Below are 19227 nucleotides of genomic sequence, written 5' to 3'. Positions count from 1 at the left end.
CCTCAGGCCTCGGTGACCGCCAGTGCCTGCTTCTCGTAACGGCTGGCCAGCATCGAGCACAGGATCAGCTGGATCTGATGGAAGATCATCAGCGGCAGCACGATGAAGCCGACGGCGCTTCCGGCGAACATCACCGATGCGAGCGGAAGTCCCGTCGCCAGTGACTTCTTGGTCCCGCAGAACTGGATCGCGATCGTGTCCTCACGGGAGAAGCCGAGACGTTTGGGCAACCAGCCGGTCAGAGCCAGCATGGCGATCACGAACACCAGCGACAGCAGGCAGACCGCGATCACGTCCCAGACGCTCACGATCGACCACATCCCCGAGACCACGCCCTCGCTGAAGGCGACGTAGACCACCACCACGATGGAACTGCGGTCCACGTACTTCGTCGGTGCCGCGTATTTCGTCAGGAATCCGGCCACCAACGGCCGGCACAGCTGACCGGCGATGAAGGGGACCAGGATCTCGAGCACGATCTTGGTGACCGACGCCGCGGTGATGTGGACGCCGGCCTCCGAACTCATCAGCAGTACCACCAGCAGCGGCGTCACGAAGACGCCGAGGAGGTTGGACGCCGAGGCGCTCACGATCGCGCCGGCGACGTTGCCCCGGGCGATGGAGGTGAAGGCGATCGACGACTGCACGGTCGAAGGCACCAGGGTCAGGTACAGCACGCCGTGTGCGAGCTGATCGCCGATGACCGGTGTCAGCGCGGGCAGCAGAACGAGCCCGATGATCGGGAACAGGACGAAGGTGAAGCTCAGAATCGTCAGGTGAAGCCGCCAGTGGGTGAGACCGTCGAGGGCCTCCCGCGGATGCAACCGGGCGCCGTAGAGGAAGAACAGCAGTCCGATCAGAATGGTCACGACCCAGTCCATGACGTCGGCGAAGGCGCCCCGCGCCGGGAAGACCGCGGCGACGACCACCGCGAGCAGTATCGACAGGACGAAACCGTCGATCGGGGAACGATCGAGAAGTCTGCGCATCGAGCTACCCGGCGTTGTGCGGGTTGTCCTCCGACAGGCACATGCCGCTCAGTGCGCACGTACCGCAGCTCGATTCGCCGCAGTCCGCGGCCGCCGCGTCGTCGTCGCCCGCGGTCTCCGAGCAGCCTCCCGCCGTCGTATCGGCGGCGCCGGAACAGCAGCCGCACCCGCCCGCGTCGGGCACCGGCACGCTCTGCGCGGCCTGGATGGCCATGCCCCCGACCGCCGAGATCACCCCGACCGCGACCACGATGCCGAACACCGCGAACAGCAGGCCCCAGCCGCCGAAGGCGAGTCCGAGACCGCCGGTGACGGCGAGGATCAGAGCGGCCCCGAGGAAGCCGGGCGCCGCGACCTTGTTGGCGACGGCGAAGGTCTCCTCCGACCGCAGCGTCTCCGGAGAACGCACACCGAACCAGCGGTTGCGGCGGAGCGCACCGGTCAGGCCGGCTACGCCGACTCCGAGCCATCCGGCCGCAAGCACCAGCGCGAGAACTGAGACGACGGTGGACGCGATAGACACACGGTCACTGTACGACGGGCTCGTCGTCCGGGCGAAATGGATAACGGCGAGCGGGCCGCGGCGGGTTCACTTCGCGGTGGGCACTGGTCGCTTTTGGGCACCGGGACGCGAGGATTTACGCTGGTCGGGTGACTTCTGCTGATTCGACGAATCGTCCGGCCGACAGCGCCGCCCACCGGTACACCGCGCAGACCGCCGGCGAGATCGAGGCGCGCTGGCAGGAGTTCTGGACGCGGAACCAGACCTTCGCCGCCCCGAACCCCGTCGGCCCGCTGGCGGGCGACTTCTCGCACTTCTCCGGCGACTCCCCCGACGCCGAGGACAAGCTGTTCGTTCAGGACATGTTCCCGTACCCGTCGGGCGCCGGTCTGCACGTCGGCCATCCGCTCGGCTTCATCGCCAGCGACGTCTTCGCCCGCTACCAGCGGATGACCGGCAAGAACGTCCTGCACACCATGGGCTTCGACTCGTTCGGCCTGCCGGCCGAGCAGTACGCCGTCCAGACGGGCACTCATCCGCGCACCACCACCGAGGCGAACATCGAGCGGTACCTGCAGCAGATCCGCCGTCTCGGTCTCGGGCACGACGAGCGCCGCCGCGTCGCCACCACCGACATCGACTTCTACCGGTGGACGCAGTGGATCTTCCTGCAGATCTACAACGCCTGGTTCGATCCGGAGGCGAAGAAGGCGCGTCACATCTCGGAGCTGATCGAGGAGTTCGAGAACGGTTCGCGCGAGCTCGAGGACGGACGCGACTGGGTGGCGCTCAGCGCCGCCGAGCGTCGCGAGGTGCTCGACGAGTACCGCCTGGTGTACCTCAGTGACTCATTGGTGAACTGGTGCCCCGGCCTGGGCACGGTGCTGGCGAACGAAGAGGTCACCGCCGACGGTCGCAGCGAACGCGGCAACTTCCCGGTGTTCCGGAAGAACCTGCGTCAGTGGATGATGCGGATCACCGCATACTCCGACCGCCTGCTCGACGATCTCGAGCTGCTGGACTGGCCGGAGAAGGTCAAGACGATGCAGCGGAACTGGATCGGCCGCTCGCGCGGTGCGCAGGTTCAGTTCCCGGTCCCGGGGACGGACGCCTCAATCGAGGTCTTCACCACCCGGCCCGACACCCTCTTCGGTGCCAGCTACATGGTCCTGGCGCCCGAACACGAGCTGGTCGACGAGATCGTCGCCGACCAGTGGCCCGACGAGGTGGACGAGCGATGGACCGGCGGCGCGGCAACGCCCGCCGAGGCCGTCGCGGCCTACCGCGCGTCGATCGCCGCCAAGAGCGATCTGGAGCGTCAGGAGAACAAGGAGAAGACCGGCGTCTTCACCGGTGCGTTCGCGACCAACCCCGTCAACGGTCGTCCGGTGCCGGTCTTCATCGCCGACTACGTGCTCATCGGATACGGAACCGGCGCCATCATGGCCGTCCCGGCGCACGACACCCGCGACTACGAGTTCGCTCGCACCTTCGGGCTGCCGCTGCTCGAGGTGATCGGTTCGGAGCAGGGCATCGAGGAGTCGGCGTTCACCGGCGACGGTCCGCTGATCAACTCCGGCTTCCTCGACGGGCTCGGTGTGGACGAGGCCAAGGCCGCGATGATCGAGCGGCTGGAGACCGACGGCACCGGCACCGGCACCGTGCAGTACAAACTGCGCGACTGGCTGTTCGCCCGGCAGCGGTACTGGGGCGAGCCCTTCCCGATCGTGTACGACGCCCAGGGCGCCCCGCACGCGCTGCCAGAGTCGATGCTGCCGATCGCGCTGCCGGAGGTGGCCGACTACCAGCCCGTCTCCTTCGATCCCGACGATGCGGACAGCGAGCCGTCTCCCCCGCTGGCCAAGGCCACCGACTGGGTCACCGTGGAACTCGATCTCGGCAACGGTCTGCAGACCTACACCCGCGACACCAACGTGATGCCGCAGTGGGCGGGCAGCTCGTGGTACCAGCTGCGCTACATCGACCCGACCAACGACGAGACCCTGTGCGCCAAGGAGAACGAGGCATACTGGATGGGTCCGCGACCGGCGATCCACGGGCCGGACGATCCCGGTGGCCTCGACCTGTACATCGGCGGCGTCGAGCACGCGGTCCTGCACCTGCTGTACTCGCGCTTCTGGCACAAGGTCCTGTTCGACCTCGGCTACGTCACCAGCAGCGAGCCCTACCGCCGGCTGTTCAACCAGGGCATGATCCAGGCCTACGCGTACACCGATTCGCGCGGCGTCTACGTTCCGGCGGAGGAGGTCTCCGAGCGGGACGGCAAGTACTTCTACCAGGGCCAGGAGGTCACGCAGGAGTACGGGAAGATGGGCAAGTCGCTCAAGAACTCCGTCGCTCCCGACGACATCTGCCGTGACTACGGCGCCGACACCCTGCGCGTCTACGAGATGTCGATGGGTCCGCTGGACCAGTCGCGCCCGTGGGCCACCAAGGACGTGGTCGGTGCGCAGCGCTTCCTGCAGCGCGTCTGGCGCCTGGTGGTGGACGAGGAGACCGGCGGAGTCCGCGTCGTCGACGAGGCGCCGTCCGACGAGGCCAACAAGGCGCTGCACCGGACGATCGAGGGCGTGCGCGACGACTTCGCGAACCTGCGGACCAACACCGCCGGTGCGAAGCTGATCGAGCTGACCAACTTCCTCACCAAGAACTACCCCGGCGGCGCGCCGCGGGAGACGGTGGAGTCGCTGGTCCTGATGCTCGCTCCCCTCGCTCCCCATCTCGCCGAGGAACTGTGGAGCCGCTTGGGCCACGACGGTTCGCTGGCGCGGGGACCCTTCCCCGAGGTCGACGAGCAGTGGCTGGTGGAGGAGAGCATCGAGATCCCGGTGCAGGTCAAGGGCAAGGTCCGCAGCCGTATCCAGGTGGCCGCGGACGCCGACGAGCCGACGGTCGTCGGCGCCGCGCTGGCTGACCCGAAGATCGCCGCGCTGCTCGACGGCGAGCCGCGCAAGGTGATCTATGTGCCCGGCAAGATGGTGAACGTGGTTCCCTGACCGCGCTCGACGGTCACACCGAGATGCGCTTGGACTCCCCCACGCCGAACATGCCGTCGACCCTCAGCGTCGCATGCTGCGCGTGGATGGTGCCCTCGTACCACCCGTACGGCGCGTAGTATTCGGCGAGGATCTTGCGTGGTCCGACGTGCATCGTCGACTGCACGGTGGGTGTGAACGTCACGTCCACCGCGCCCCCCGAGTCGCGGATGTACCAGGTGCCCCATGGGCCGTCGGGGCGGTCGACGGTGACCGCGGGCAGGCGGTGCACCTGATCGCCGATCCAGATGGCGTTCTCGTTGTAGACACCCGGATTGCGGACCTGATTGTCGGTGAGGTTGAAGCCCTCGACCACGCCGGCGGGCGTGCGCCGGACACCGGTGACCCAGTCGTACTTCATCGGCCGGGGGTAGTCGCCGTGGTGGTCGTCGAGGATCAGGAAGCCGCGACCGTCGGCGAGACCCACGTCGGCTCCGCCGATCAGCAGCGAGCCCGACGCGGGCATCATCGCCTTGTGCGAGTACAGGGCCCGGTTCTCGTCGAAGGGATGCACGATCACCAGATGACCGGCCGCACCGGTCGCGCAGTGGCCCGTGATGTGCAGGTCGAGTTCGGGTGTCAGCGCGGTGCCGCGGTGCGTCGCGTCGACGGTGACTCGGCCGCCGGGGAGCTGGTTTCCGATCTCGATCTCCAGTCCCGCGAACTCCCCCTCGGAGACGGTGCCGTCGAGACCCCGCGCGACCGTCAGCAGCGGCGACGGGAGTTTGGTCTCCCAGCGCCGGATGGTCGCCGCGTGCTTGTCCACCACCAGGACCTGGAGCAGACCGAGGGTCTTCGCGTTGTAGACCGCACCCAGGACGAAGAGGTCGTCGTCCCCGAGTTGAAAGGCCTCCCACTCCTTCAACCCGAGGTTGCGCACGGCGCGCCGGGTGCCGGCGAGCGGACCGGAGCCGGCGGCGTCGAGCGGGTTGATGTCGGCGATCGGGCCGTCGTAGGTGCCGAAGTTGTATCGGCCGCGGGTCACCAGGGACGCGGGCGGTTCGGTGGCGACGGGCGGAAACAGTGTCATGGTCACCGATGATCGCGCAGTCGCCGATTCGTGGCAAAAGCCGCGACCCGATGACGAGGTCGAGGCGTCAGTCGCGCTCCCGCAGTCGTTCGATGTTCGCCATGGTGATGCTCAGATTCGACAGCGCCAGCATGGCCCGATACTGCGGCGTATGCGGTCGGCACGGAACCCGACGGACGGCGTCGAAGGTCTCGGACGCCTCGCTTTTGGCCGTATTGTCGCGTCTGCGGTGCAGCAACGAGCGGCATGCGGCGTCCGACTGGGCGACCACTGCGTCGATGCCGCGCCGCACCGCGTCGGCGGCGTCGCCGTGGAAGGCCGCGGTACCGCCCTCCTTTCCGAGGATCACCGATTCCTGGGCCAGCCGGTCGGCGTGAACACCGGCGTTCTTGAGCAGCGCGGTGGCCGATCGACGGAGGGTGCGGCGTTGACCGCCTGCGAAGGAGACCGCCATCGACGAGACGAAGGTCTCCAGTTCGCGGTGATCGGTGTCGAGCCGATGCGCCGCGTCGAGCACCGCCGTGGTCGGCCCGTGGCCGATGAGGACGTCGCCGGATCGGGTGAGGACCTCCTCGAGCGAGGCGAAGTATGCGCGGATGCGGGTGATCAGCTCGGGACGGGAACTGCTGGAGAAGATCAGGAAGGCGCACGCGACGCCGATCACCGCTCCGGTGAGGGTCTCCTCGAGCCGCAGTTCGAGGATGTGCCGGTTGAGGATCCCCAGAAGGCCGTACATGGACGACAGCAGGACGGTGACGAAGAAGGCCATCACCGCGTAATTGAGGGGCCCGAGGTACACCATGCAGAAGACGCTGACCGCGCACAGCAGCATGAGGGGCAACTCCGCGCCGTCGATCGCGATGCCGAAGCCGAAGCCGACGAAGACTCCGCAGACGGTGCCGATCACTCGGCGATAGGCCCTGGTCAGGATCGCGGCACGGGTGTTGACGCCCACGAACACCAGAAACGCCGTCAGCACCGACCAGTACCAGCGTGACGCCGAGATGGCCTCGCCGGCGACGGTGGCGAGGGTGGCCGCGAGCATCACCTGCACGGCCATCCGCGTGGTCGGAGTCCACTCGTGCCAGAAACGATGCGGACCGCCTCCGGCGTCTGGGGCCTCAGCGATCTCGGCATCGCGCGCGACCGCCGGTTCGGCGTCCGTCGGCTCGTCGCTCGAGACGTCCGTGTCGGGTTCGGCAGTCGCCGCCGGATGCGGTGACTCGAGCGCCTCGCGCAGAGCGACCTGCGATTCGACCGCGCGGGCGAGGAGCGCGACCGCGAATCGCCCGGGGACGTCGGGATCGACGGCCTCCAGCGTCCGGCGAGCGCGGGCGGACGCGGCCGACCGCTCGGACGCCGGCAGGTCCGTGTCCAGCACGCGATGCATGGCGTCCAGTAGTGCGGTCAGTTCCCGGTCGGCGTTCGGCTCTGGGACCTGCGCCAGATGCAGACATGCCTGCACCAGATCGGTGCGGGCGTCGAAGACCAGCCGGGCCAATTCGTGTGCTGTCAATCCGGTGCGGGCGGCGGTGTCGTATCGGCTCTGCCAGTCGGTGATCGCCATGGCGACGTCGCCGAGGCGGTCGAGCCGGGCCTGCAGTGTCGCGCGGGGCCGGCCGACGGCGCCTTCCGCCGCGCGCACGGCCGCGTCCCCGGCGCCGCGGAACTGGCGCATCAGCAGTCGCAGCGACCGGTCTGGTGCGTGCAGCAGCATGGTCGACTTGACGATCAGACTCGCCGCCACAGCGCCGACGCCGATGAGCAGCAGCGGGCCGAGATCGTCGACCGTCGGCCGCAGGAACAACGCGAAGAAGCTGGAGAAGAACGCGATCATTCCCACCGCCGACCAGCGCGGACCGAAGCGTCGCATCCAGGTGGCGACGCCGCCGATCACGACGAAGGCGGCGATCTCGACGTACCTGTTGTGTGCGAGCAATGTGGTGCCGGCGAGGCCGCCGACCACGGGAATCACCAACAGGGCCGTGGTGACGAGCCGGGCCGGCGCGGTGGCGTCGCGCACGCTCAGACCCGCTTGCATCGCGAGAAACGCTCCGACCGCCAGGTAGCCGCCGTCCGCGTGGGTCGCGTTCACGATCAGCCAGGCGCACCCGGTGCTGATCAGCACAGCCACCGCTACCCCGCTCGCGTTGAGCAGCCGGGTACGGCCGGGATCGGTCCCGGCGAGTGCACGCACGGGATTCGCCGTGAATCGGACCATTTCACGATTGTGCCGAAACGGGGAGACTGCAGACGCTTGGCAACGAACTTACTCAGTAGTAAGGTAGCGCCATGGCTATCAACCTTGAGCTCCCGGAGAAGCTGAACTCCACGGTCGAGCGCGCCCGTCTCGCTGCCGAGCACATCTTCCGGCCGATCTCCCGCAAGTACGACAAGGCCGAGCACGAGTACCCCGTCGAACTCGACGAGCTCGGGAAGATCGCCAAACAGGCCCGCGGGGGCGATAAGGACGCCGACAAGGCGGACGAGTCCGCGGAGGAGACCGTCAACGGCGCCAACCTCCGGTCAGTGCTCAACGCCCGCGAACTCGGTTGGGGCGACGTCGGTCTGATGCTGTCGATTCCGTACCAGGGCCTCGGAAACGCGGCGATCGCCGCGGTGGCGAACGACGAGCAGCTCGAGCGTTTCGCCGATGTCTGGGCCGCCATGGCCATCACCGAGCCGGGCTTCGGATCGGATTCGGCCGCCGTCTCCACCACCGCCGTCCTGGACGGCGACGAGTACGTGATCAACGGCGAGAAGATCTTCGTGACCGCCGGAAGCCGCGCCGACCACGTCGTGGTGTGGGCGACGCTCGACAAGAGCGTCGGCCGCGCCGCCATCAAGAGCTTCGTGGTGCCGATGAACGCCGACGGGGTCACCGTCGCGCGGCTCGAGCACAAGCTCGGCATCAAGTCGTCCGATACCGCGGTGGTCCGGTTCGAGGACGTTCGAGTGCCGGCCGAGAACCTGCTCGGCACGCCGGAGATCCAGGTGAAGACGGGTTTCGGTGGCGTCATGCAGACGTTCGACAACACCAGGCCGGTGGTGGCCGCGATGGCCGTCGGCCTCGGGCGGGCCGCTCTCGAGGAGTTGCGCCGGATGCTCGAAGAGTCCGGTCACGAGGTCGACTACGACCGTCCGGTCGCCGCTCAGCACGCCGCCGTCGCCGAGTTCATCCGGCTCGAGTCCGACTGGGAGTCGTCGTGGATGCTCACGCTGCGCGCGGCGTGGATGGCCGACAATAAGCAGCCCAACTCCACCGAGGCGTCGATGTCCAAGGCGAAGGCCGGCCGCACCGTCACCGAACTCACCAACAAGGCCGTCGAGATCGGTGCCACGGCGGCGTTCTCCGAGACCGAATTGCTCGAGAAGTGGGCTCGCGACTCCAAGATCCTCGACATCTTCGAGGGCACACAGCAGATTCAGCAGCTGATCATCGCCCGTCGGGTGCTCGGAAAGACCAGTGCCGAGCTGAAGTAGACCTGTTACGGCTGTGCCCCGGGCTAACCGTCCACCGCGCGCGGCATGTACATGATCACGGCGACGCCCACGAGGCAGATGAGCGCGCCGATGACGTCCCAGCGGTCGGGCCGGTAGCCGTCGGCGACCATCCCCCACAGCAGGGAGCCCGCGATGAAGACGCCGCCGTAGGCTGCGAGGATGCGGCCGAACTCGGCGTCGGGCTGCAATGTGGCGACGAATCCGTACACGCCGAGTGCGGCGACTCCGGCACCGATCCACAGCCAACCGCGGTGTTCGCGCACGCCCTGCCATACGAGCCAGGCCCCGCCGATCTCGGCGACGGCCGCTAGCGCGAACAGAATGAGCGAACGGGCGACGGTCATGGCAGTCGATCATGCCAGCGGACCGGGATCGGGGCTCGCGGACGCGGTCGCGGCAATCTTTCGCGGACCCTCGCGCCAGTGGGGCGCTCCTGTTAACCTTCCCACTAGAACATGTTTCAATTCAGGGAGTGGAAATGACTGCTGAGCAGCAGGAAACCGGACTTTCCGACAAGATCGCGGCCACCGTCGAGGCCTACATCGACGGCCTCAACTCGGGGTCGGCGGAGGACATCGTGAACCTGTACGCCGACGGCGCGACGGTGGAGGACCCGATCGGCGCACCGGTGCGCAGCACGCGTGACGAGCTCGTCGAGTTCTACAGCATCATCACCGGCCTCGAGAGCCGCGAAGCGACGCTGAAGTGGACCAAGATCGCCGGCGACACCGCGGTCTTCGAGTTCACGCTCGTGACCGGCACCGCGGGGATGAAGTTCGAGATCACCCCGGTCGACATCATGGTCTTCGACGCCGACGGCAAGATCGCCGGCATGCGGGCCGTGTGGGAGCAGTCGGACCTCAAGCAGCTGTAGGTCGGACGGTCGGCCGACGCCGGCTATCGGTTGCGCGGACCGCGCGGCCGGAGCACCACTTCGGTGGGGTGGGCGTCGGCCGGCGCGTTCACCGCTGACGCCACCGCCGCGGCGACGGTCTCCGCGCGCAGGTACTTCGACGGGTCGTACTCGGCACCCTCGAAGGCGACGATGTCGCGCTGCATATCGGTGTCTATGCGTCCGGGGAAGATGGACGTGACCCGGAGTGCGGGTTCTTCGGCGCGCAGCCCGTCGGCCAGGGCCCGGAGCGCGAATTTGCTTGCGGCATAGGGCGTCCAATTGGCCCGCACGTTCATTCCCGCGCCGGAGTTGAGGAAGACGACGTGTCCGTCGGCGGCCCGCAACGCCGGGAGCAGCAGTCGGGTGACCTCGGCGGCTGCGATCACGTTGACATCCATCACCTGCCGCCATTCCTCGACGGGCGTGTCGGCGAGGGCCTCGAGGCTGCTCGCGACTCCCGCGCTGTGAACGAGCACATCGAGACGGGTGACGGTCTCCAGAGCGGTTTCCAGGGCGGCGTAATCGGTGAGGTCCACCGGAAGAGTCACGGCGCCGTCCAATTCCGTTGCTACACGGTCGAGTTCGGCCGACCCGCGGCCGCCCAGAATCAAGTCGTGGGTCGGTGCGAGCGCTTTCGCGATCTGCGCACCGACCCCACGACTGGCACCGGTGATCAAAGCGGTAGGCATACCGTCGATCCTATTGAATGCCGGCTCTGCATGACGTCTCTCGGCTCAGTACTCCTCGGCGCCGACCAGGACGGCCTCCGGGTCCACCGTGTGCTCGTCGGGCTTGCTGCCTCCGGCGAGCACCAGGGCGGCCACGGCCACCGCGCAGTAGCCTGCGGCGAACCAGAACGGGGCGGCCATGCCGAACCACTCGGCGAGGTAGGCGACCATCACCGCAGAGGCGGCGGCGCCCATCCAGCGCAGGAAGCTGTATCCGGCGCTGGCCACCGACCGCGGGGTGGAGTCGTCGGCGGCCGACATCGCGACCCCGGTGAACAGCGTGTTCAGCACACCGGAGGGAATGCCCGAGAGCACCACGGCCAGACCGATCAGCCACACCTGATGATCGACGACGCCGATCGCGGCGAGCACCATCGTCACCAGGTAGGCGCCGATGGCGGAGAGGACGCCGCCGCGAGCACCGATGGCCGAGGCGATGCGCGGCCCGACGAAGACGCCGGAGAGCGCGGTCAGCAGACCCCATCCGAAGAAGACCATTCCGGCGTAGATGGGGCGCAGGCCCATCGCGATCGGTGCCCAGGCGATGACGGTGAACAGTGCGCCGGTGTAGAAGGCCGAGCCGATCGAGTTGATGAGCAGGCTGCGGTTCTTCAGCGCCTTGATCGGATCGAGGAGTTTGACCGGTTGCCGCTGTTCACGAGGTCCGTCGGCGGGGAGCATGACGGCGCACAGGACGGCGCCCGCGAGCATGAGCAGTGCGGTGCCGGCGAACGGTGCGCGCCACGTCCACTCTCCGAGGACGGCGCCGAGCAGCGGACCGACGGCCAGTCCCGCTCCCAGTGCGGCCTCGTACAGCAGGATCGCTCCCTGCTGGCCGCCTGTGGCCTGTCCGACGATGAAGGCGAGCGCGGTGGCGATGAACAGTGCGTTGCCCAGACCCCAGATGACGCGCAGGGCGATGAGTTGGTCGATGTTTCCGGCGAAGGTCGACAGGCCGGCCGCGATGACGATGCACACCAGTCCGGTGGTCAGGGTCCGCTTGGGGCCGAACCGGTACGCGGACCATCCGGTCAGCAGCATGGCCACCACCTGGACGCCCATGTAGACGCCGAACAGCAGCGTGAGCTTGGTCTCGGGCGCGCCGAGCGCCTCGCGGATGGTGTTGAGGATGGGGTCGACGAGGCCGATCCCCATGAACGCGATGACCGCGGCGAACGCGGTCACCCAGACGGTCCGCGGTTGCCCTTTGAAGGCCGCGGTGAGGGAGCGGGAGTCAGTGCTCATGAAAGCTCCATTCGAGTCTGCAGTTCACGCAGGGCGGGCAGGGCGGCTGCCAGGGCTGCGCGGTGATCGTCGGACAGGGTCTGCAGTGCGCGCGTGACGCTGTCGTCTCGACGGGTCCGGATGTCGCTGACGATCTCGGAGCCGGTGTCGGTGGCTGCGATGATCACTGCCCGGCGGTCGTCGGGATCGGGTTCGCGGGATACGTATCCGCCCCGGTGCAGGCCGTCGATCAGTGCGGTCGCGGTCGGCATCCGGATCGATTCGCGTTCGGCGAACTCGCCCATCCTCATCGGCCCGTAGTCCACGAGTGAGGCCAGCCCCGAGGCCTGGGCGGCGCTGAGCTCACTGATGGGCGAGTTGCGTCGCAGGGTCAGGTACAACCGCGTCACCGTGTGCCGCAGTCCTGAGGCGAGGTCGGGGGCGTTCTCATCGGTCATACTTCGTAAGCCTAATACTTCGTAAGCCTAAATAAAAGACCGCGGAGCCATCGATCGCCCTGTGAACAGGGAGTTCACGTCAGGAAAATGGGGAACGTCACACGTCCGGGACACCTCGACCACCGGAGTGAGACGGACCGACGCCGGTCAGAAGCGACCGCCGGTCCCGATGCGGCCCGAACTCGACGACCCGCCGTAGGAACCGGGACTGCGTCCGCCGGAGCTGTAGCCGCCGAACGATCCCGGACGCATCGTGCCGCGCAGAACGCTGTCGACGAGGATGCCGGTGAGGACGGCACCGGCGATCGGAGGACCGGTCCGGTCGGCCGCGCCGGCCGCCCGTTGCTGGTCCTGCCAGGCGACGACGTCGTTCTGTGCCGCCATCAGCGCCTCGTCGGCGTTCCGGGACGCCTGCCGCGCCTGCTCCAGGGCCCGATCGGGGTCGGTGTCGGAGAGCCGAACCGCTTCGGCGCCGAGCTGCTGCGCCCTCGACAGGCGGGTCCGGGCGACGGAGCCGACGGCACCGCGCCGGGTCTCGATGAAGTCGGCCGCGGCCTGCGTCTTGGCTTCGGCCGTCTCGAGCGCATTGGTTATCAGCTGGGTGCGCCGCGACGTCTCGTCGGCGGTCCGATGTGCGGCGGCCAGTGCGGCATCGAGGTCCGCGTCGGCCTCCGAGAGGGCAGCGAAGGCGCCCAGCGGGTCGGTGTCGGCCTCCGAGTCCGCGGTGGCGAGCGCAGCCTTCGCCTTCCCGATCGCAGCCGTGAGATCGGATGGGGGAGCCGGCAGTCCCTCGGCCTGCGCCACCGCGGCCGTGACATCGGCCGTCAGCGGCGACAGGCCGTGACGAGCGCGGGCCAGGGTCGCGTCGGCCGAGTCGATCGCGTCGAGCAGTTTGGCAGCGGTCTCCAGCGCTCCCTCGGCCGACCGGATGTCGGCCACGACGGGTCCTTGCTGTCCGGCGGGCAGGGCGATCGCCTCGCGGCCCTGATCGGTGCTGTCCTCGGCGAACCGGAGTTGCTCACGCGCCAGGGCGACGTTCTGGCTGATCGAGGAGACCACGGTTCCGCCGTGCCGCTCGGTCAGCTCGGCCAGGGTGGCTTCGGATCGGGGCAGGCGGGCCGTGGTCTCCACGATCCGCCGTGTCAGCTCGTCGAGCCGTTCCTCGGCGTTGATCAGCAGGTTGCGCATGGCGTCGAATTTCTCCACCTGCTCGTCCAGCAGCGCATCCGCGTCCGAGCACGAGGTGATGATCTGCACCAGCATCGACCGCTGCTCGTCGGCGGTCTCCGGGATGTGATCGTCCAATCTCTGACGGAGAGCGAACGACGACGCCAGCGCGCGCTGGGCGGCGCCGAGCGCCGCGGTGAACGGCGCGGCGTCCGCCTCACCGAACTCGTCGATCGCGAGGACGAGTTCGTCGGCGCTGGTCTTGACGGCATTGTCGGTGTCGGTGAGCACCTCCCGCGACCATGCATGGAGTACTTCGAGGGGCTGCTCGGACAACTGGTCGACGGTCAACGAGTCGCCGGCTTCACGCAGATCGTCCACGTGCGCGGCGTGAGCCCGGCGTCGCCGCCTGCGGAGGTAGAGGAAGCCGCCGCCCGCGATCACGGCCGCGCCGCCGACCACCCCCGCGGCGATCGCTCCGGCGTGGGACTCATCGCCGGCCGCCGCCGCGTCGATCTCGTCGACGGTGTCGAGCGCCGACGCCGCCCACCGTCCCCGCTTCAGATCCGGGACCAACGTGTCGGTGGCGATGCTGTTGATCTCGTCCTGGGTGAGACCGTCGATCGCGGCCGGCGCGGTGAGCCGGTAGCCGCGGTCCCCGGTGGCCACCGCCAGCAGTACGTCGCGGTCGCCGAAATCACTGAGGTCTTCGGTCTGGCGGGCCCAGTCGGCCGCCTTCATGCCGTCGAAGGAGTCGACGTAGACCACCCACATCTGGATCTTGTGGTCGTTATAGAGAGCGTCGATCGCGGAGGCGATCTTGTCGTGGTCGGCCTCACTGAAGACGCCGGCGGTGTCGACCACCTGATCGGCCATGCGCAGCGGCGCCTGAGCCCGAGCGCTGCCGGCCCCGGTGAAGAGCAGTGCCGCGAGGACCGCGAGAGCCGAGACCGTCACCATGAGTAGGCGGGCCCGGATCAGACGCTGGATGCTCGCGAAAACCATGGACTCAATCTAGCTTGTGAGTCTGACGGTTCTGGGTCGGTGAACGGGGCACGGTGGGTAACGAATGGGACGCGATCGTGATCGGTTCCGGTCCGAACGGATTGACCGCGGGAGCGGTGATGGCGCGTGCGGGCCGATCGGTGCTGGTCATCGAATCGGAGGACACGATCGGCGGCGGTTCGCGGACTGACGAGGCGTTCGGAACCGGAATTCGGCGCGACGTCTGCGCGGCCGTCCATCCGACCGGGTACGCGTCGCCGGCGTTCGCCGAACTCGGCCTGGCGGACCGGGTCGAGTGGCTGGTGCCGGAAGTCTCTTTCGCCCACGTCTTCTCGCGAGGTGATGCCCTGGGCGTGTACCGCGATCCGGTGCGACGGGCGAGTGAGCTGGGCGACGATGCCCGGGCGTGGCGTCGGACGGTCGCGCTCGGCACCGGGGCGGCGCATGACGCGTTACGGATGCCCGCGTTTCCCCGGCATCTGCCGCGAATGGCGCGTTTCGGTCCGCAGGCCCTGATGCCCGTCGACGCGTTGGTCCGGTGGGCTTTCCGTACCGAACGGGTGCGCACCGCGTTCGCGGCGGTGGCCGCGCACGCCATCCGGCCCTCGGACGCGCTCGGTTCGGCCGCCCCCGGACTTCTGCTGGGAACGCTGGCCGAGGCGGGTTGGCCCGTTGCCGCCGGCGGATCCCAGTCCGTCGTCGACGCGCTGGCCGCGATCATCCTCGGCAACGGCGGGCGGATCGAGACCGGCCGGCGAGTGCGCTCGGCTCGCGAATTGCCGACCGCCGGGCAGGTCTTCTTCGACGTCTCGCCCCGCGCGCTGGTGCAGATCATGGGGGAGCGGCTGCCGTCCCGGTATGTCCGGCGTCTCGAGCGTTTCGAGTACGGCGGCGGTGTCTGCAAGGTCGACTTCCTGCTGCGCGAGCCGATTCCCTGGTCGGGGGCGGGCGCCGAGGAATTGTTGTCGACGGCTACCTTTCACATCGCGCGCGACCGCGCGCAGATCAGCGGCGCGGAGGCCGACGTCGCGGCCGGCCGGGTGCCCGACCGACCGTGGGTGCTCGGCGGCGAACCCACGCGGGTCGATCCCTCGCGTGCGCCGGCGGGAACTCGCCTGGCATGGGCGTACTGCCACGTCCCCGCGGGCTGCGGGAGCGACGTCTCCGACCGGATCGTCGCCGAGATCGAACGGTGCGCACCGGGTTTCACCGACACGATCGAGGGTCGGATCGTCACGACCGCGTCCGGCTACGAGGACTACAACGCCAACTGCGTCGGAGGCGACATCAATTGCGGCGCAGCCAATCTGCGGCAGCTGTTGGCACGACCGGTGCTGTCGGCGCGGCCGCATCGGACTCCGGTACCCGGCGTGTACCTGTGCTCGTCGGCGACGGCCCCGGGTGGCGGTGTCCACGGTATGTCCGGCTACCGCGCGGCGAAGACGGCGCTCCGGGACGGCTGATCCGGCGTCGCGGACCCGTGCGATGCCTCAGCGCACCACCAGGTCGGTGGTGGTGGCGCTCAGCGTGATCGGGGCGATCGACTTGCCTCGCATCCACGTGTCGACGAAGCGGCGCAGCTCCGGGTCCCGGTCGCGATTCGCGAAGGCCTCGCGGGGGATCTCCACGGCGCCGACCAGATGGCGCGGGGTGCGGGTGAGGCCGACGTGCCCGGGCGTCATCCGCATACCGTCGGCGGTGTGCAGGAGCACCGGAATCCGATGGCCGTCGGGAGTGGTGACGGTGGCCGGCCGAGTGGTGACCGCGGGATGGAAACTCGACACCGACAGTCGGTAGCCGGACGGCGCCGCGGTGAGTCCCACCTCGTCGAGCATCCGCGGGTCGATGACGCTGTACGGGATACCGATATCGATGAGTGTCTGCCCGTCGACGAGCGCGGAGCGGGAGGGGAGGGACGCCGACAGATTCCACGGCTTCTCGGGGGCGAGCGTCTCCGCGGACCGATCGCCGGGCGAGTTCTCCAGGAGCCGGCCCTGCAGCGTGCTGCCGGTCGGGGTGAACGTCCATGTCGAGGCGTGAAGGTCCTTGTGCCAGAAGCCCGTTCGGCCATTGCTCCGGCCTTCCACCCGGAGCTCGCGCTTCTCGGGGCCAGGACCGGTGGAGATCACGGTGATCGCGGAGGTGATCTCGCCGGGAATCTTGGGCTGGCGTGTCCAGTCGGGTGCGGGGAGCTGGACCGCGGCGGTCGACCGATCGAAGGCCTCGACCGTCAGGTTGGTGGCGCTGGGCTTCCCGGTCTGCGGGTCCCAGCTGTAGCGGAAGAACACCGAATCCGATCCGGAAGAGTCGAAATCAAAAGTGCGCGTGAACATGTCGCCGTACCGGTTGACGACGAAGGTGGTGGATCCGGCGGCCGAGAGGGCCACGGACTGAAACCGGCCGCCGAGCGGGCTGCCGATCTCGTAGCTGTCGTCGTTGGGCAGCCACGGATCGGCGTAGGTGATCCGGCTGCCGTCGCCGGTGAGCGCCGGGATCATCGTCATCTTCGCCTGACCGGAGGGGTGGACGCGGCCGGCGATATCCAGGTACGCCCGGTTGTCCGACGGCGAGGTCACGCTGAGCGCCCAGCCGCCGCGGCGGTCGTCCGGCAGCTTGCGGCCGGGCCCCGTCCACAGCATGGCGCCCCACGCGGAGGTCCAGTTCCACAGCAGAGGGGACTGGGTCACGTTGTCCATGGTGTAGATCCAGCCTTCTCGATCCACGCCGACCAGTTCGTCGTCGTCCAGTGAGATCGCGACGAGCCGTCCGCGCAGGCAGGACGGCAGGGGGACCGTCCGCCAGCGGCTGTCCGCTGCTGACCGCGGGGGACGCGGCCGGGTCACCAGCGTGCCGGAGTCGGTCAGTGCGAACTCCCAGAATCGATTGAACTGAGTCTTCTCGGTCCGCAGGTCCACGCGTGACGGCGCCTGCTTGCCCGTGTACTCGGCGAAGGTCGTCAGTCCGGTGCGATCACCGGTGGACGGAACGCCCGGCGGAATCTGTGCGGTGCCGAAGGGAACACACGACGCCGGTCCGGCGTGCGCGGCCGGGGCGCCGGACAGTGGCAGAACGATCGTCGTGACGATGCCGGAGAGCGCCGTCGCCAGACGGATTCGAGAGAGCCGGTTCCGGGGTCGGGTCATGAATCCGGACTATATCGGGCGCGTCCCGGGCGGTGTCCGCTTCGGCCCATCGGGCCGGCACCGATTATGCGGTGCGCGAATCCCGCCAGCGCACCAGTTCCCGGACCGCCGTCAGGTCGTAGTCGGGTCCGCCGGTGGCGACCGTGAGGAGGGTGACGCCCTCGGCCGTGATGTCGTCGGCGAACCGAAGCATGGCGCCGACGTCGCCGTCGAAGCGGACCTCCGCCGACCGCTCGATCTCGGCCGGATCGCGTCCCACGTCGGCGCAGTGCCGAGCCAGGACACCAGACTTGTGGCGATACGACTCGACGTCGACGAACCCGTGCCAGAGATCGGCGTGTTCGGCGATGAGTCGCAGTGTCTTCTTCTCGCCGCTGCCGCCGATCAGCAGCGGAATATGGCGCGTGGGTGCGGGATTCAGCTTCGCGAGCCGTTCGGTGAGTCGCGGCAGGGAGGCACCGAGGGCGTCGAGTCGGCTGCCCTTGGTGCCGAAGTCGTATCCGTACTCGGTGTAGTCGCGCTGGAACCAGCCGCTGCCGATGCCGAGGATGAGACGACCGCCGCTGATGTGGTCGACGGTGCGCGCCATGTCGGCCAGCAGCTCCGGATTCCGGTAGCTGTTACAGGTGACGAGAGCGCCGAGCTCGACGCGGGAGGTCTGCTCGGCCCAGGCGCCGAGCATGGTCCAGCATTCGAAGTGGGCGCCGTCGGGGTCGCCCGACAGCGGGAAGAAGTGGTCCCAGTTGAAGACGACGTCGACTCCCGCGTCTTCGGCGCGCATCACTGCGTCCCGGATGAGGGAGTACTCCGGTGAGTGCTGGGGCTGGAGCTGGACGCCGATTCGGATGGGGTGACTCATGGCTCCAGTGTGCCGCGCAGTCCGCCGCGGCGCCGGTTCTTGCCGCGCGCGCAAGCCGCGTCGCGGCGTGGATCTCAATGCGGGTGCGCAAGGATGGGCCAGCTGGTGGATGCGGGGCGACTCTTCTGCTTGGTGGCGTGCCTGGCGGTCGCTAGTCGGCCTGAAAGAATCTGGTGATGAGGTCTGCTGTGGCGCCCCAGTCTCCGTGACGAAGAAAATGACTCAAGTCGACCTTTACGAAGACCGCTTCTGCGGCGAAATAGGTTGTGTCGCCGACAGTACCGTTGGCTTCGATGAAGAGCGCGCGGTCGGTTTCGTCGACGAGGGAGGCGGTGATGTGCACGGGGGTGTGCAGTGGGACCGGGCGTCGATACTCCACGGTGAGGGTTCGGGTGACTGCGGGTGTCTCGGCGATCCACAGGGTGAAACCCATGATGTCATCGCATGCCGCTGAGATGGCTCCGCCGTGGGCGAGTCCCGGGGCTCCTGAGTGGCGCTCGTCGAATTGCAGGTCGGCGTAGACGTGGTCGCCGTGCAGGTGTACCTCGAGGTGCAGGCCATTGGGGTTGTCTTCGCCGCATCCCATGCACCATGGTGCGTGTGCTGGTAGTGGTTTGTCGCCCCTCATAAGTGACCTTTCTGAGCCTTCAATCGGTACCGCCACTGG

The 19227-nt window shown here is 68.4% G+C and carries 16 protein-coding genes; 4 read left to right on the top strand and 12 right to left on the bottom strand.

Features of this window, described 5'->3' with window-relative positions:
• Positions 1–2 precede the first annotated feature (2 nt).
• Positions 3–989 (bottom strand): bile acid:sodium symporter family protein, encoded by a 987-nt coding sequence (locus Y710_RS10535; RefSeq protein WP_006896740.1) that lies wholly within the window; start codon positions 987–989, stop codon positions 3–5.
• A 4-nt stretch (positions 990–993) separates the two neighbouring features.
• The gene (locus tag Y710_RS10530; RefSeq protein ID WP_062367445.1) at positions 994–1512 is read right to left on the bottom strand and encodes an SdpI family protein; all 519 of its coding nucleotides are present in this window, start codon (positions 1510–1512) and stop codon (positions 994–996) included.
• Positions 1513–1640: 128 nt separating this feature from the next.
• On the opposite strand from Y710_RS10530, the gene leuS reads away from it, so the two are divergent.
• Positions 1641–4508, top strand: a complete 2868-nt coding sequence (gene leuS / locus Y710_RS10525; RefSeq protein WP_045537082.1) for a leucine--tRNA ligase — start codon at positions 1641–1643, stop codon at positions 4506–4508.
• A 13-nt stretch (positions 4509–4521) separates the two neighbouring features.
• On the opposite strand, the gene Y710_RS10520 is transcribed toward leuS, so the two are convergent.
• Together Y710_RS10520 and Y710_RS10515 are read right to left on the bottom strand one after the other, a co-directional pair.
• The gene (locus Y710_RS10520; RefSeq protein ID WP_062367444.1) at positions 4522–5577 is read right to left on the bottom strand and encodes a DUF2804 family protein; all 1056 of its coding nucleotides are present in this window, start codon (positions 5575–5577) and stop codon (positions 4522–4524) included.
• Between the two features lie 67 nt (positions 5578–5644).
• Positions 5645–7798 carry an FUSC family protein gene (locus Y710_RS10515; protein ID WP_062367443.1) on the bottom strand — a complete coding sequence of 718 codons (2154 nt, stop codon included), beginning with the start codon at positions 7796–7798 and terminating at the stop codon, positions 5645–5647.
• A 71-nt stretch (positions 7799–7869) separates the two neighbouring features.
• Between Y710_RS10515 and Y710_RS10510 the strand changes: the two genes are divergently transcribed.
• Positions 7870–9060 carry an acyl-CoA dehydrogenase family protein gene (locus Y710_RS10510; protein WP_062367442.1) on the top strand — a complete coding sequence of 397 codons (1191 nt, stop codon included), beginning with the start codon at positions 7870–7872 and terminating at the stop codon, positions 9058–9060.
• A 23-nt stretch (positions 9061–9083) separates the two neighbouring features.
• Here Y710_RS10510 and Y710_RS10505 read toward each other — a convergent pair whose 3' ends face one another.
• Entirely contained in the window at positions 9084–9425 is a 342-nt protein-coding gene (locus Y710_RS10505; RefSeq protein WP_006896734.1) for a YnfA family protein, read from the bottom strand.
• A 134-nt stretch (positions 9426–9559) separates the two neighbouring features.
• Between Y710_RS10505 and Y710_RS10500 the strand changes: the two genes are divergently transcribed.
• Entirely contained in the window at positions 9560–9955 is a 396-nt protein-coding gene (locus tag Y710_RS10500; protein ID WP_062367441.1) for a nuclear transport factor 2 family protein, read from the top strand.
• A gap of 23 nt (positions 9956–9978) precedes the next feature.
• On the opposite strand, the gene Y710_RS10495 is transcribed toward Y710_RS10500, so the two are convergent.
• The 4 genes from Y710_RS10495 to Y710_RS10480 all read right to left on the bottom strand — a co-directional run bounded on the left by Y710_RS10495 (position 9979) and on the right by Y710_RS10480 (position 14558).
• Positions 9979–10665: an SDR family oxidoreductase gene (locus Y710_RS10495; protein WP_062367440.1), complete on the bottom strand. Its 687-nt coding sequence runs from the start codon at positions 10663–10665 to the stop codon at positions 9979–9981.
• Between the two features lie 45 nt (positions 10666–10710).
• A complete protein-coding gene (locus Y710_RS10490; RefSeq protein WP_062367439.1) occupies positions 10711–11949 on the bottom strand; it encodes an MFS transporter in 1239 nt (412 codons plus the stop codon).
• A complete protein-coding gene (locus Y710_RS10485) occupies positions 11946–12386 on the bottom strand; it encodes a MarR family winged helix-turn-helix transcriptional regulator (protein WP_045538193.1) in 441 nt (146 codons plus the stop codon). Before Y710_RS10485 ends, Y710_RS10490 begins: the two co-directional genes overlap by 4 nt.
• Positions 12387–12533: 147 nt before the next feature.
• Positions 12534–14558 carry a TPM domain-containing protein gene (locus Y710_RS10480; RefSeq protein WP_062367438.1) on the bottom strand — a complete coding sequence of 675 codons (2025 nt, stop codon included), beginning with the start codon at positions 14556–14558 and terminating at the stop codon, positions 12534–12536.
• A gap of 53 nt (positions 14559–14611) precedes the next feature.
• Here Y710_RS10480 and Y710_RS10475 point away from each other — a divergent pair, with 53 nt between their 5' ends.
• On the top strand, positions 14612–16021 hold the full coding sequence (locus Y710_RS10475; protein ID WP_062367437.1) for a phytoene desaturase family protein: 1410 nt from the start codon (positions 14612–14614) through the stop codon (positions 16019–16021).
• Between the two features lie 27 nt (positions 16022–16048).
• On the opposite strand, the gene Y710_RS10470 is transcribed toward Y710_RS10475, so the two are convergent.
• The 3 genes from Y710_RS10470 to Y710_RS10460 form a co-directional block, all read right to left on the bottom strand.
• Positions 16049–17701 carry a hypothetical protein gene (locus Y710_RS10470; RefSeq protein ID WP_062367436.1) on the bottom strand — a complete coding sequence of 551 codons (1653 nt, stop codon included), beginning with the start codon at positions 17699–17701 and terminating at the stop codon, positions 16049–16051.
• Positions 17702–17765: 64 nt separating this feature from the next.
• A complete protein-coding gene (locus Y710_RS10465) occupies positions 17766–18560 on the bottom strand; it encodes an LLM class F420-dependent oxidoreductase (RefSeq protein ID WP_062367435.1) in 795 nt (264 codons plus the stop codon).
• A gap of 151 nt (positions 18561–18711) precedes the next feature.
• Positions 18712–19188, bottom strand: a complete 477-nt coding sequence (locus Y710_RS10460) for a PaaI family thioesterase (RefSeq protein WP_006896186.1) — start codon at positions 19186–19188, stop codon at positions 18712–18714.
• Between the last annotated feature and the right edge of the window lie 39 nt (positions 19189–19227).

The sequence above is a fragment of the Gordonia sp. QH-12 genome (assembly GCF_001578675.1).
GTDB lineage: Bacteria > Actinomycetota > Actinomycetes > Mycobacteriales > Mycobacteriaceae > Gordonia > Gordonia sihwensis.
This window is presented reverse-complemented; position numbering and strand designations above follow the sequence as displayed.